We start from the raw sequence: 14,074 nt of genomic DNA, 5'->3' as shown, positions 1-14,074 counted from the left end.
TTCACTCTCTCTCCATGTTCAGCGGGAAATGACAGGCGTAAAGATGATTTTTGGCCCCGGTCAGGCGTGGCGTCTCGATACATTTACGCTGAGCATACGGGCAACGCGGCCCCAGACGACAGCCTATCGGCAACGATTCCAGCAGCGGAATCGCCCCGGGCAGGGTATTCAGGCGGCTCTTATGCGGCATGGCGCTGCCAAAATCGGGAATTGCGCGGATTAGCGCCTGCGTATACGGGTGGTGCGGTGCGGTGATCAGGTCTTCACTCGGCGCGGTTTCGACCGTTTGTCCGCAGTACATCACGTCAATTTTATCCGCCCATTTGCTGAGCATTTGCAGGTCATGGCTGATCAGCAAAATGGTGGTGTTGTTGTTCTGGTTGAGACGCGACAGCAGGCGGAAGATTTGCGCCTGCGTGGTGGGTTCCATCGCGTTCGTCGGTTCATCAGCAATCAGCAAACGCGGCTGATTAGCCAGCGCGATGGCAATCATCACTTTCTGACATTCACCGTCGGTCAGCTCATACGGGAAGCTGCGCATCGCATCTTTGTGATCTTTGATCCCGACGCGGTGTAAAAGCTCAATGGCACGACGCTTGCGCCAGCCAATGCGCTGCCACCAGCGGCCTTTATAGGTCCAGCCGGGGATGTTCTGCATCAACTGTTTGCCCACGCGTTCGGACGGGTCGAGACAGGACTGCGGCTCCTGGAAAATCATCGAGACGTTATGCCCGACCAGCTTACGCCGCTCGCGGGGAGAGAGGCGCAGCAGGTCGATGTCATCAAACCGCATACGGTCGGCGGTCACGCGCCAGTTATCTTTCGCCACGCCGCAGATGGCTTTGGCGATCAGGCTTTTGCCTGAGCCGGATTCCCCCACCAGCCCGCGGATTTCACCTTCCGCGAGGGTGATACTGATGCGATCGACGGCTTTAACCCAGCCTTCACCGGTTTTGAATTCAATGGTGAGGTTGCGAATATCAAGAAGCGGCATTATTGCACCCCCGCGTTAATTGCACGGCGAATACCGTCGCCCAGCAGGTTGATCAGCAGCACGCTCACCATAATGGCCGCACCCGGCAGCATAACCGTCCACGGCGCCACGTAAATTAACTCCAGCGCGTCACCGAGCATCGCACCCCATTCAGGCGACGGCAGCTGCGCGCCGAGGTCGAGAAAGCCGAGCGCCGCGATGTCCAGAATCGCCATCGACAGGGCGCGGGTGATCTCGGTGACCAGCCCGGACGCGATGTTAGGCAGCACGGCAAACCACAGGATGTTGAAGGTGGTCGCGCCGTCCAGACGCGCAGCGACGACATACTCTTTTTCCAGCTCGTCATGCACCATGCTGTAAACCGAGCGCACGATGCGGGGCAGGATAGCCAGCCAGACGGCGAACATGGCATGCGACAGGTGCGGACCGGCAAAGGCAACCACAATGATCGCCAGCAGCAGAGACGGAATCGACAGCAGGGTATCCAGAATGTGGTTAAGCACCGCTGAACGCAGGCCATGCGTGGATCCCGCAAAAATACCCAGCGCCAGCCCGCAGATCGTGGCCGCGAGCGTCACCACAAACGCGCCGCCCACCGTCGGGGCCGCACCGCTCAGCAGGCGGCTCAACACGTCACGTCCAAGGTCGTCCGTTCCCAGGAAGAAGGAGACTTCCCCGTAGCGGGACCAGGACGGCGGCAGCAGCTGATAGCCAAGGAACTGCTGGTCAATGCCATACGGCGCAAACCAGGAGCCAAAGACGCACAGCAACACCAGACCGGCACAGCCATAAAGGCCGATCATTGCCGTGGTATCGCCATAGAATTTACGCCACACGGTACGCAGCACACCGGGCGTGCGCTTTTCACTGTATACGCTATCGTAAGGCATACCATTCCTTATGCTTCAATGGGTTGGCCATGGCACCCAGAATATCGGACAACACGTTGACAATAATCACCAGCGAACCAATCACCATCACGCCTGCGGAAATCGCGGCGTAGTCCTGCTGGCGGATAGCGTTAATCAGCCACCGCCCCAGGCCAGGCCAGCTAAAGACCATCTCGGTGATCATGGCCAGCGTGAGCATGGTGGAAAACTGTAATCCCAGACGCGGAATAACCGGCGGCAGCGCGTTATGCAGGACGTTGCGGCGCAGGATGGTCAGGCGCGACAGTCCGCGCGTGGCGGCGGCTTTGACATAGTTCTGGTCAAACACCTCGATGGTGCTCAGGCGCATCAGGCGGATCACTTCGGTTGTTGGCGCAACCGCCAGCGTCAGCACCGGCAATACCATATGGCGCAGGGCGCTGACGATCATCTCGTGACGCCACACCGAATCAGACAGCCACGCATCGATGATGGCAAAGCCCGTCACCGATTTAACCGTGTAGAGCAGGTCAAAACGGCCAGAAACCGGTAGCCAGCCCATTGTCAGCGAGAAGAAAAGCGTCAGCAGTAGCGCCAGCCAGAAGACCGGGATGGAGAAGCCGAGCAGGGCGAGGGCGCTGATAAACTTATCCTGCCATTTGTTGCGATATATCCCGGCCAGCATGCCCACGGGGATCCCGACCATCAGGGCAAAACCGAAGGCCAGAATGCACAGTTCCATCGTGGCCGGGAAAACCTCTTTCAACTGATCGGAAATAAGCTGCCCGTTAATGCTGGATACGCCGAAATCCCAGTGCAGCAGCCCGTTAAACCAGAATAGCCAGGCATCCCACAGCGACGATCCCTGGAGCGGGGCGTGGGGCGTGAAATAGCTCAGACTAAAGCCGACAAAGTTCAGGAAAAAGAGCGTCACCAGCAGCAAAAGGAGCCGACGCAAGGTAAAAATAATCATGGTTTTTTCACCTCTTGTTCTTTTTCACGCGACACGCCGGCGAACGAGGCGTTGCCAAACGGGCTCAGCACCAGGCCTTTAATATCATAGCGATATGCCTGAAGGCGCAGGGAAGAGGCCAGCGGCAGCACCGGCAGTTCCTGAGCAAGGATCTTCTGCGCTTCATCATAGGCGTCGATGCGCGAGGCCAGCTGTTGGGAAGCCAGCGCTTTTTGCAGCACGGCGTCAAACTCCCGGTTACACCAGTGGGCGTAGTTGGTCTGCGAGTTTATCGCCGCACAGCTCAGCAGAGGCCGGAAGAAGCTGTCCGGGTCGTTGCTGTCGGTGGCCCAGCCGGTGAGGGTTAAATCATGATTCATATCCATCAGGCGCGCCTCCTGGAAACGGCCCTCTACCGGTACGATGATCACTTTAACGCCTACCTGCGCCATATCCGCCTGCAGCAGTTCGGCGGTCTTGAGCGGGCTGGGGTTCCACGCCTGGGAGCTGGTGGGCACCCAAAGCTGCAGCGTGAGGTTTTCTGCCCCCAGCGCTTTCAGCTGTTCACGCGCTTTTGCTGGATTGTATTCCGTAATTTTAGCCTCACCGTCGTAGGCCCACGAGGCGCGCGGTAAAATTGAGGCGGCGGTTTCCGCCGTGCCGTAATAGATCGACTGCATCAGGCGCTGGTTGTTAATGGCCAGCGCCAGAGCGTGCCGAACAGCAGGGTTATTCAACGGCGGCTTATCCGTGTTAAAGGCCAGATACGCGATGTTCATCCCCGGGCGTAGCGTCAGACGCAGACGCGGATCGTCGCGCAAAATCGTGAGCTGGCTGGCTGCGGGCCAGGCAAGCACGTCACATTCCCCGGTGAGCAGTTTCGAGAGCCGCCCCGTTCCGCCAGAGCCGAGATCGACCACCACCTGCGGCATCAGCGGCGTACCGCGCCAGAAGTGTTCATGGCGCTGCAGACGAATATATTGACCGGCGCGATATTCGGCCAGCTGGAACGGACCGGTGCCAACCGGCTGGCGATCGAGCAGTTCCTGACGATCTTTTTTCGTCAGCTGAGCCGCGTATTCGGCTGACATGACGGATGCATAGTGCGTTGCCAGGTGCCAGAGGAAGGAGGCATCCGGGCGCGTCAGCGTGAATTCAACCGTGCGGTTGTCGAGCTTACGTACGCTTTTCACGGTGTCGGCAAACTGCAGACTGTCGAAATAGGGGAAATTGCTGCCGTTAACGTTATGCCACGGATGGTTGCGGTTGAAGATACGCTGGAAGGTGAAGACCACGTCATCCGCGTTCAGCTTGCGCGAGGGGGTAAACCACGGCGTACGCTGAAACGCGACATCATCGCGCAGGTGAAAACGGTAGGTTGCGCCGTTATCCAGCACTTCCCAGCTTTCTGCAAGCTCGGGCACGAGACGGTAGGTGTACGGGTCAACATCAAGCAGACGATCGTAAAGCTGCGCGGCAAGGGTATCCACAATCAGGCCGCTACCCGCTTTTTGCGGGTTGAAGGTATCCACCTGGCCGCTTACGCAATAGACGAAGCCGCTGTCACGAATGTCAGGCTGCGGCGTTTGCCCGGGCGCGGCAAAGGCCTGGCTGCTAAACAGACCAAGTGCAAAAAAGGACGATAAAACCAGACGCATAATTTTTAAGGTTTTTAGGTTCGATCTGCAAAGTGTATCGCACTTACGCCTGCTTCGTAAAAATGTCTATGGTAAGTGCTGATATTGTCAGCGCATTTGATGCTTTTTAAGCAATGCCCTTAACTGATGGTAGGTCAGACCCAGCAGTTCAGCCGCCCGTTTCTGGTTGTATTTCGCCATCTTCAGGCTTTGCTCCAGCAGCTGTTTCTCCTGGTCGTGCTGGAACTGGCGCAAATCAAGGGGAAGAGCAGGGGCGTCGCCTGGAGATGCTGGTGCGGGCAAGGGCGGGGCGCTGCGCTGAAAAGGATCGATAATGATGTTGTCCAGCTCCGTCTCGCTGCTGCCGTGGCGATAGACGGAACGCTCCACGACGTTTTTCAGCTCGCGGATATTGCCCGGCCAGTGGTACGCGAGCAGCGTCTCCCGTGCATAATCGCTGAAGCCGGGGAACAGCGGCAGTCCGAGCTCGCGGCACATCTGAATCGCAAACTGGTCTGCCAGCAGCATAATGTCGCTTCTTCGCTCGCGCAGCGGAGGAAGCTGCACGACGTCAAAGGCCAGGCGGTCGAGCAGATCGGCACGGAATTTTTCCTCTGTCACCCTCTCCGGCAGGTTGGCGTTTGTGGCGCACACCAGGCGCACGTTCACCTGCAGCGGCTGGCTACCGCCGACGCGCTCCAGTTCGCCGTATTCAATCACGCGTAGCAGTTTCTCCTGCACCAGCATGGGCGCGGTGGCCAGCTCATCAAGAAACAGCGTTCCGCCGTCGGCGCGCTCAAAGCGTCCGGGATGGCGTTTCTGGGCGCCGGTAAACGCGCCCGCCTCATGGCCGAAGAGTTCGGTGTCGAGCAGGTTTTCATTCAGCGCCGCGCAGTTAAGGGAAATGAAGGGGCCGTCCCAGCGCCCGGATAAATAGTGCAGACGGTTGGCGATGAGTTCCTTACCCGTACCGCGCTCGCCGATAATCAGCACCGGTTTATTGAGCGGCGCCAGGCGAGAAACCTGTTCCAGCACTTCCAGAAAGCTGTTTGCTTCGCCGAGTAAATTGTCTTTGTATCCAGGCATGATGAAATTAACCACTCCTTAGCGATATTCACCAGGCAAGAATAGTTCTTCACTGCATGAAAATCAACCATGGCCTGTTAAATCAATAAGATAAAAAGTTGGCATGAGATTTGTATTATCTGTACAGCAGGGCATCGCCCGATAACATAACTATGAGGAGTCAATTATGGGTATTTTTTCTCGTTTTGCCGACATCGTGAACGCCAACATCAACTCACTGCTGGAGAAAGCGGAAGATCCGCAGAAGCTGGTGCGTCTGATGATTCAGGAAATGGAAGACACGCTGGTTGAAGTCCGCTCTACCTCCGCCCGCGCGCTGGCGGAGAAAAAACAGCTTACGCGTCGTATTGAACAGGCCACCGCTCAGCTGAACGAATGGCAGGAAAAAGCAGAACTCGCGCTGCGCAAAGACAAAGAGGATCTGGCCCGTGCGGCGCTGATCGAAAAACAGAAGCTGGCAGACATGGTCGCGACGCTCGAGCATGAAGTGACGCTGGTGGATGACACGCTCACCCGCATGAAGAAAGAGATTGGCGAGCTGGAAAACAAACTGAGCGAAACCCGCGCGCGTCAGCAGGCGCTGACCCTGCGTCACCAGGCGGCAAGCTCTTCCCGCGACGTGCGTCGCCAGCTCGACAGCGGTAAGCTGGATGAAGCGATGGCCCGTTTTGAGTCGTTTGAGCGTCGTATCGACCAGATGGAAGCGGAAGCCGAAAGTCACGGTATCGGTAAGCAGAAGTCGCTGGATCAGCAGTTTGCTGACCTCAAGGCCGATGATGAAATCAGCGAGCAGCTGGCGGCACTGAAAGCCAAAATGAAGCAAGATAACCAATAATAATTCGTGCGGCACCTGAACGTGCCGCATCGTAAGACAAGGAGTACACATGAGCGCGCTTTTTCTGGCTATTCCCCTGACTATTTTCGTGCTGTTCGTTTTGCCGATTTGGCTATGGCTGCACTACAGCAACCGTTCCACACGGGGCGAACTCTCCCAGAGTGAACAACAGCGTCTGGTACAGCTCTCCGATGAGGCGAACAAAATGCGTGAACGCATTCAGGCGCTGGAAGCCATCCTGGATGCTGAACATCCAAACTGGAGGGACCGTTAATGTCTGGACTGAATCTGAACAAAAAGCTGTGGCGAATTCCACAGCAGGGCATGGTACGCGGCGTCTGTGCCGGGCTGGCTCATTATCTTGACGTCCCGGTTAAGCTGGTACGCGTGGTGACGGTGCTGTCGATCTTCTTTGGTCTGGCATTTATAACCCTGGTCGCTTACATCGTGCTGTCGTTTGTTCTTGACCCGATGCCGGAAGGAGAACTGGCGGCGGAAGGCGCACCCACCAGCAGCGATCTCCTTAATGCTGTTGATGAACAACTAGCTGCCGGGGAGAAGCGGTTACGGGAAATGGAACGCTATGTCACGTCGGATACCTTTACGCTGAGAAGTCGTTTTCGTCAGCTTTAAGAGAGTGAAGAGATGAAACAACACTGGCAACAGGCCGGTCAGAAGGTTAAACCCGGCCTCAAAATCGCAGGTAAACTGGTCCTGCTGACCGCGTTACGTTTCGGCCCAGCAGGCGTGGCGGGGTGGGCGATAAAATCCGTTGCCCGCAAGCCGGTCAGAATGGTTCTGGCCGTGGCGCTCGAACCGCTGTTGCAAAAAGTGGCAAAACGGCTGTCGCGCCGCTACTTGTCCCAGTAATTCCCTCACGCGTTAGCCCTTACTCTTCCTGGAGGGGGGCTGGCGATGATTAACCTCACTTCCTCGTTAACCCTGCTTTCTTTGCGGCAGCTCACAATATTGTGCTGAGCTGCTTTGCAATCGTGTTTTTCTCCTGCCCGGTCCGTTGACAGATATTTTTCATGGGAGTAGATTGCCACTCCGTGGGACCGCTACCATGGAAAATAAAGTGAACGAAAAAATTAAAGCACTCATTGATCTTGTTTATGGAAAAACGTTTTCTGAAGCACATCTTCATGTGTTGCTGGAAAATATTGAAAAGGCCGCCTCTGTTATTACAGAAAAGCGTAAAATGGGCTGGGATGAAAAAGATGTCGTTCTGATAACCTATGCCGACCAGTTTTCAGCGAAAGGGGAGAAAGCACTCCCTGTTTTTACACGTTTTTATAACAAATGGCTTTCGCGTTCTTTTTCTCATGTCCATCTTTTGCCTTTTTATCCGTGGTCCTCGGACGACGGCTTTTCTGTCATTGATTATCATGAAGTTGCGCCTGAAACCGGAACATGGCGAGATGTTGCTGAATTAAAACAGTCAGCCAGCCTGATGTTTGATTTCGTCTGCAATCATATGTCGGCCAAAAGTGCCTGGTTTGCTAATTACCTGAAGCAAATGCCAGGGTATGATGATTTCTTTATTTCTGTCGATCCTGAAACAGATTTATCCGCGGTGACGCGTCCGCGTGCCTTACCGCTTCTTACCCCTTTCACGCTTCATGATGGCAGCGTACGACACCTGTGGACCACCTTCAGTGAGGACCAGGTTGATCTCAACTTCGCCTCTCCGCAGGTGCTGATTGCGATGGTCGACGTGCTGCTGCATTACCTTATTGAAGGGGCGCGATATATTCGACTGGATGCCGTTGGGTTCATGTGGAAAATACCGGGAACGAGCTGCATTCACCTTGAGCAAACTCACCAGCTCATCCAGCTTTTCCGCGCCATTACCGAGGCGGTTGCCCCCGGCACGGCGATAATCACCGAGACGAACGTTCCGCATAAAGATAACGTCTCTTACTTCGGTAACGGCGAAAATGAAGCGCAGATGGTTTATCAGTTCTCGTTGCCCCCGCTGGTGCTGCATGCGGTGCATTGTCAGGATGTGCGCACGCTGAGTCAGTGGGCGGCGTCGCTTACGTTGCCTTCTACCAAAACCACCTGGTTCAACTTCCTGGCCTCGCATGATGGCATTGGTCTTAACCCATTACGCGGAATATTACCTGAGTCGGAGATCCTCTCGCTTGTAGAGAAGCTTCAGTCCGAAGGCGCGTTGGTTAACTGGAAAAATAACCCGGATGGCACGCGAAGCCCTTATGAAATTAATGTGACCTATCTGGATGCATTAAGTACGCGAGAAAGTCATGATAGCGATCGCATTGCCCGGTTTATTCTGGCCCATGCCGTCCTGTTAAGCTTCCCCGGTGTGCCTGCGATTTATATCCAGAGTATTCTCGGCTCCCGTAATGATTATGACGGGGTAGAGCGTCTGGGATATAACCGTGCGATAAATCGCGAAAAATATACCGCAGGACAAATTGATAGCACGCTTGAAGATAAAAATAGTCTGCGTTATCAGGTCTATTGTGCGTTAAGCCAGTTAATCGTACTGCGTCGTGCGGAAAAAGCATTTCACCCTGACAGTCAGGCTTATTTTAGCACGTCAGGTGAGCATGTTTTAAAAATTGTTCGCGTGGCGGATTGTGGTGAAAAAATAACAGCGCTATTTAATTTCAGTGATGCTCCTCAAACGGTTGAATCTGACATTCACGCCGGAAGGGAATTGATTAGCGGAGAAGATATTACCGATACGACTCTGACCCTAAATCCATGGCAGGTTTTGTGGATTAAAGAAAACTAAAAAGGACCTTAAACATGAAAACACCCAGAATTGTGCTGATATCAGCACTGGTTTCGTGCGCCCTGTTATCAGGCTGTAAGGATGACAAAGCGTCCTCTGTCACCATTGAGTTTATGCACTCGTCGGTAGAGCAGGAGCGTCAGGCCGTTATTACGAAACTGATCGAAAAATTCGAGAAAGAGAACCCTGACATCACGGTAAAACAGGTACCGGTGGAAGAGGATGCCTACAACACCAAGGTGATTACGCTGGCAAGAACCGGCGCGCTGCCTGAAGTGATTGAGGTCAGCCATGACTACGCAAAAGTAATGGATAAAGAACAGCTTCTGGATCGTGACGCTATCGCTGAAGCCGTTAAAGCGGTGGGGGAAAACACCTTCTATGACGGAATCTTACGCGTAGTCCGTACGGAAGATGGCGCAGCCTGGACGGGCGTGCCGGTCAGCGCCTGGCTTTCCGGCGTCTGGTATCACAAAGATGTGCTGGCCGCGGCGGGCATTGAGGAGCCGCATAACTGGGAACAGCTTCTGCAAGCCAGCCAGCGTCTGAACGACCCGGCTAAAAAGCATTACGGCATCGCGCTGCCGACGGCGGAAAGCGTGATGACCGAGCAGTCATTCTCTCAGTTTGCCCTTTCCGGTGGCGCGAACGTGTTTGATGCAAAAGGCAATGTCGATATCGATACCCCGGAAATGGCAAAAGCGCTGGCGTTTTATAAAGCGCTGGCTGCGACCACCATGCCGGGTTCGAACGATGTCATGGAGATCAAAGACGCCTTCATGAACGGGTCTGCGCCGATGGCGGTTTACTCCACCTACATCCTGCCTGCTGTCTACAAGGATGGAAACCCTTCTAATTTGGGCTTCGTTGTCCCGACTGAAACGTCATCGGCGGTGTACGGCATGATCACCTCGCTCACGATCACCACCGGACAAACCGAAGCGGAGACCAAAGCGGCCGAGAAGTTTGTTACCTGGATGGAACAGGCTCAAAACGCGACGGACTGGGTCATGATGTCGCCGGGCGCGGCGCTGCCGGTAAACAAACTGGTGGTGGGCACGGAGACCTGGAAAAACAACGACGTGATTAAAGCGTTTGGGCAGTTGCCTTATGAGCTGATTGCGCAGTTCCCGAACGTGCAGGTGTTTGGCGCCGTGGGGGATAAAAACTTCACCCGCATGGGCGACGTGACGGGCTCCGGCATTATCAGTTCCATGGTGCATAACGTCACGGTGGGGCAGAAGGACCTTAACACAACGTTAAGCAGCAGCCAGAAGCGACTGACTGATCTCATTACACAACGATAGGAGCGCTCTGCGGAAGGAAATTATGAAGACGTTGTTTTCTGGTCGTTCAGATATGCCTTTCGCCATGCTGCTGTTGGCCCCCAGCCTGATACTGCTGGGGGGCCTGGTGGCCTGGCCAATGATTTCCAATATTGAAATCAGTTTTTTACGCTTGCCGCTCAATCCGCGCATTAGCGCCGTGTTTGTCGGACTGGACAATTACATTCGCATTCTCAGCGATGCCGCTTTCTGGAACTCGCTGTGGATGACCTTCTGGTACACGGCGCTGGTCGTAATTGGCAGCACGGTGCTGGGTCTCGCCGTCGCCATCTTCTTCAATCGCGAGTTTCGCCTGCGCAAAACGGCACGTTCACTGGTGATTTTGTCCTACGTCACGCCGTCTATTTCGCTGGTGTTTGCCTGGAAATACATGTTCAACAACGGCTACGGCATCGTGAACTATCTGGGCGTAGACCTGTTGCATCTGTATGACCAGGCGCCGCTGTGGTTTGACAACCCGAACAGCAGCTTCGTACTGGTGGTGCTGTTCGCGATCTGGCGTTACTTCCCGTACGCGTTTATCTCATTCCTGGCGATTTTACAGACCATTGATAAATCCCTGTATGAAGCGGCGGAAATGGACGGCGCAAATGCCTGGCAGCGTTTTCGTATCGTCACGCTGCCCGCGATTATGCCGGTGCTGGCCACGGTGGTCACGCTTCGCACCATCTGGATGTTCTACATGTTTGCTGACGTCTACCTGCTGACCACGAAGGTCGATATTTTGGGCGTCTATCTCTACAAAACCGCATTCGCTTTCAACGACTTGGGCAAAGCAGCGGCGATCTCTGTGGTGCTGTTCGTGATCATCTTCGCTGTGATTCTGCTGACCAGAAAAAGGGTGAACCTCAATGGCAATAAATAAACGCGTACTGAGCCGTATTGGTTTTTATCTGGGGCTGGCGGTATTTCTGATCATCACGCTTTTCCCGTTCTTCGTGATGCTGATGACGTCATTCAAGAGCGCCAAAGAGGCGATCTCGCTCCATCCGACCATTCTGCCGCAGGCGTGGACGCTGCAACATTACATCGACATCTTTAACCCGCTGATCTTCCCGTTTGTGGATTACTTCAGAAACAGCATGGTGGTGTCGCTGACCTCATCGGTGATTGCCGTGTTTCTCGGTACGCTGGGCGCTTACGCCTTGTCCAAGCTGCGTTTTAAGGGCCGCACGACGATCAATGCGAGTTTTTACACCGTCTACATGTTCTCCGGCATCTTGCTGGTGGTGCCGTTGTTCAAAATCATCACCGCGCTGGGGATCTACGACACCGAGCTGGCGCTGATTATCACCATGGTGACGCAGACGTTACCGACGGCGGTGTTCATGCTGCGCAGCTACTTCGACACCATTCCGGACGAAATAGAAGAAGCCGCAATGATGGACGGCCTTAACCGCCTGCAAATCATCTTCCGTATTACCGTGCCGCTGGCGATATCCGGGCTCGTATCGGTGTTTGTCTACTGCTTCATGGTGGCGTGGAACGACTATCTGTTTGCGTCCATTTTCCTGTCCAGCGCCAGCAACTTCACCTTGCCGGTCGGGCTGAACACGCTCTTTAGCACACCTGATTATATCTGGGGTCGCATGATGGCGGCATCGCTGGTGACGGCACTTCCGGTGGTCATCATGTACGCCCTGTCTGAACGTTTTATTAAAAGTGGTTTGACCGCCGGTGGCGTGAAGGGCTGAGGCGGCCAATTTTAACAAGGAGTCAATCATGAAAAAATTAGTTGCGACAGCGCCACGCGTGGCGGCGCTCGTAGAGTATGAAGATCGCCCGGTTGCGGGACATGAAGTGAAAATTCGTGCCTGCTTTGGCGCACCGAAACACGGTACCGAAGTGGTGGATTTCCGCGCGGCAAGTCCGTTTATCGATGAAGAGTTCAATGCGGAGTGGCAGATGTTTACCCCGCGCGAAGAGGGGGCGGCCCGCGGGATAGAATTCGGTAAGTTCCAGCTGGGCAATATGATTGTTGGCGACATTATCGAATGCGGCGCTGACGTCACGGAATACCAGACGGGCGATCGCGTCTGCTGTTACGGGCCGCTCCAGGAGACGGTCATCGTGAATGCCGTCAACAACTACAAGCTGCGCAAAATGCCGCAGGGTGCCTCCTGGAAGAACGCCGTCTGCTACGATCCGGCACAGTTTGCCATGAGCGGCGTGCGTGATGCCAACGTGCGGGTCGGGGACTTTGTCGTGGTGGTAGGCCTCGGCGCGATTGGGCAGATTGCGATCCAACTGGCGAAAAAAGCCGGCGCGTCAGTCGTCATCGGCGTGGATCCTATCGAACACCGTTGCGACATTGCCCGCCGTCATGGCGCGGACCATTGCCTGAACCCAATCGGCACAGATGTCGGTCTGGAAATTAAAAAGCTGACCGGAAAGCAGGGCGCAGATGTGATCATCGAGACCAGCGGCTTTGCCGATGCGCTGCAGTCCGCACTGCGCGGCCTCGCCTACGGCGGCACCATTTCCTACGTTGCGTTCGCTAAACCGTTCGCTGCAGGCTTCAATCTGGGGCGTGAAGCGCACTTCAACAACGCGAAGATTGTCTTCTCCCGCGCCTGCAGTGAGCCAAACCCGGACTACCCGCGCTGGAGCCGCAAGCGTATTGAAGAGACCTGCTGGGAACTGCTGATGAACGGTTATCTGAATTGTGAAGATCTGATCGATCCGGTTGTGACCTTCACCAGCAGCGCTGAAAGCTACATGAAATATGTGGATCAGCATCCGGAACTGAGCATCAAAATGGGCGTCACTTTTTAAGCTAAGGAAAGCAACTCATGAAAATCGCAACACAAAATCAGGCCTTTTTCCCGGGCAATATCCTGGAGAAATTCGAGTACATCAAAGCGATGGGTTTTGATGGCTATGAAATTGACGGCAAGCTGCTGGTGGAAAACCTCGCCGAGGTGAAAGCGGCGATTAAGGCCACCGGCCTGCCGGTCACGACCGCCTGCGGCGGATACGATGGCTGGATTGGTGACTTTATCGAAGAGCGTCGCCTGAACGGCTTAGCCCAGATTGAACGCATTCTGGAAGCGCTGGCCGAAGTGGGCGGCAAGGGCATTATCGTGCCTGCAGCCTGGGGCATGTTCACCTTCCGTTTACCGCCAATGACCTCACCACGCAGCCTCGAAGGCGACCGCAAAGCGGTAAGTGCTTCGCTGCGCTGGCTGGATGAGGTGGCAGCGCGCACCGGAACCACCGTCTATCTGGAGCCGCTGAACCGCTACCAGGATCACATGATCAACACCCTGGCTGACGCACGACGCTATATCGAAGAGAACGCCCTCAAGCACGTGCAGATCATCGGTGATTTCTATCATATGAACATTGAAGAAGATTCGCTGACGGAGGCGCTGCATCAGCATCGCGATCTGCTGGGCCATGTGCATATCGCTGATAACCATCGTTACCAGCCGGGAAGCGGTAGCCTCGATTTTGCCAGCCTGTTCGATCAGCTGCGTGCGGATAATTACCAGGGCTATGTGGTTTACGAGTGCCGCGTACGTGCTGAAGATCCCGCTCAGGCTTATCGGGATTCCCTCACTTATTTACGTGAATGCTAAGGATGACGAG

The 14,074-nt window shown here is 55.0% G+C and carries 15 protein-coding genes; 10 read left to right on the top strand and 5 right to left on the bottom strand.

Features of this window, described 5'->3' with window-relative positions; translation table 11 throughout:
- Position 1 precedes the first annotated feature (1 nt).
- From sapD to pspF, 5 genes are all read right to left on the bottom strand, one after another.
- On the bottom strand, positions 2–994 hold the full coding sequence (gene sapD / locus KGP25_RS12980; protein ID WP_025756605.1) for a putrescine export ABC transporter ATP-binding protein SapD: 993 nt from the start codon (positions 992–994) through the stop codon (positions 2–4).
- Positions 994–1,884 (bottom strand): putrescine export ABC transporter permease SapC, encoded by an 891-nt coding sequence (gene sapC, locus KGP25_RS12975; RefSeq protein WP_045908876.1) that lies wholly within the window; start codon positions 1,882–1,884, stop codon positions 994–996. Before sapC ends, sapD begins: the two co-directional genes overlap by 1 nt.
- The gene (sapB, locus tag KGP25_RS12970) at positions 1,871–2,836 is read right to left on the bottom strand and encodes a putrescine export ABC transporter permease SapB (protein ID WP_023616846.1); all 966 of its coding nucleotides are present in this window, start codon (positions 2,834–2,836) and stop codon (positions 1,871–1,873) included. The genes sapC and sapB overlap by 14 nt, the downstream gene beginning before the upstream one ends.
- A complete protein-coding gene (gene sapA, locus KGP25_RS12965; protein ID WP_045908875.1) occupies positions 2,833–4,473 on the bottom strand; it encodes an ABC transporter substrate-binding protein SapA in 1,641 nt (546 codons plus the stop codon). Before sapA ends, sapB begins: the two co-directional genes overlap by 4 nt.
- Positions 4,474–4,560: 87 nt before the next feature.
- Complete coding sequence (gene pspF, locus KGP25_RS12960) at positions 4,561–5,538, bottom strand: phage shock protein operon transcriptional activator (RefSeq protein ID WP_163341628.1); 978 nt, start codon at positions 5,536–5,538, stop codon at positions 4,561–4,563.
- 166 nt (positions 5,539–5,704) lie between these two features.
- Between pspF and pspA the strand changes: the two genes are divergently transcribed.
- The 10 genes from pspA (at position 5,705) to KGP25_RS12910 (ending at position 14,064) form a co-directional block, all read left to right on the top strand.
- Positions 5,705–6,373 (top strand): phage shock protein PspA, encoded by a 669-nt coding sequence (pspA, locus tag KGP25_RS12955; RefSeq protein ID WP_023617933.1) that lies wholly within the window; start codon positions 5,705–5,707, stop codon positions 6,371–6,373.
- A 49-nt stretch (positions 6,374–6,422) separates the two neighbouring features.
- Positions 6,423–6,647, top strand: coding sequence for an envelope stress response membrane protein PspB (pspB, locus tag KGP25_RS12950; RefSeq protein ID WP_063621850.1), 225 nt, complete (start codon positions 6,423–6,425; stop codon positions 6,645–6,647).
- Positions 6,647–7,006 carry an envelope stress response membrane protein PspC gene (gene pspC / locus KGP25_RS12945; protein ID WP_023617934.1) on the top strand — a complete coding sequence of 120 codons (360 nt, stop codon included), beginning with the start codon at positions 6,647–6,649 and terminating at the stop codon, positions 7,004–7,006. The genes pspB and pspC overlap by 1 nt, the downstream gene beginning before the upstream one ends.
- Before the next feature lie 12 nt (positions 7,007–7,018).
- Positions 7,019–7,243 carry a phage shock protein PspD gene (pspD, locus tag KGP25_RS12940; RefSeq protein WP_023312043.1) on the top strand — a complete coding sequence of 75 codons (225 nt, stop codon included), beginning with the start codon at positions 7,019–7,021 and terminating at the stop codon, positions 7,241–7,243.
- Between the two features lie 196 nt (positions 7,244–7,439).
- Positions 7,440–9,137: an alpha-amylase family glycosyl hydrolase gene (locus tag KGP25_RS12935; protein ID WP_282441148.1), complete on the top strand. Its 1,698-nt coding sequence runs from the start codon at positions 7,440–7,442 to the stop codon at positions 9,135–9,137.
- Between the two features lie 14 nt (positions 9,138–9,151).
- Entirely contained in the window at positions 9,152–10,444 is a 1,293-nt protein-coding gene (locus KGP25_RS12930; protein WP_063621847.1) for an ABC transporter substrate-binding protein, read from the top strand.
- A gap of 22 nt (positions 10,445–10,466) precedes the next feature.
- Positions 10,467–11,348 carry a sugar ABC transporter permease gene (locus KGP25_RS12925; protein WP_223539065.1) on the top strand — a complete coding sequence of 294 codons (882 nt, stop codon included), beginning with the start codon at positions 10,467–10,469 and terminating at the stop codon, positions 11,346–11,348.
- The gene (locus KGP25_RS12920) at positions 11,335–12,177 is read left to right on the top strand and encodes a carbohydrate ABC transporter permease (protein WP_048029782.1); all 843 of its coding nucleotides are present in this window, start codon (positions 11,335–11,337) and stop codon (positions 12,175–12,177) included. The genes KGP25_RS12925 and KGP25_RS12920 overlap by 14 nt, the downstream gene beginning before the upstream one ends.
- A 28-nt stretch (positions 12,178–12,205) precedes the next feature.
- Positions 12,206–13,258 carry a zinc-binding alcohol dehydrogenase gene (locus tag KGP25_RS12915; protein WP_111966570.1) on the top strand — a complete coding sequence of 351 codons (1,053 nt, stop codon included), beginning with the start codon at positions 12,206–12,208 and terminating at the stop codon, positions 13,256–13,258.
- Positions 13,259–13,275: 17 nt separating this feature from the next.
- Positions 13,276–14,064, top strand: coding sequence for a sugar phosphate isomerase/epimerase (locus KGP25_RS12910; RefSeq protein WP_045908869.1), 789 nt, complete (start codon positions 13,276–13,278; stop codon positions 14,062–14,064).
- Positions 14,065–14,074: the final 10 nt, after the last annotated feature.

The sequence above is a fragment of the Enterobacter sp. JBIWA003 genome (assembly GCF_019968825.1).
In the GTDB taxonomy this organism is placed as follows: domain Bacteria; phylum Pseudomonadota; class Gammaproteobacteria; order Enterobacterales; family Enterobacteriaceae; genus Enterobacter; species Enterobacter quasiroggenkampii.
Note: the sequence above shows the minus strand (reverse complement) of the source record. Positions and strands in the feature narration are given on the sequence as shown.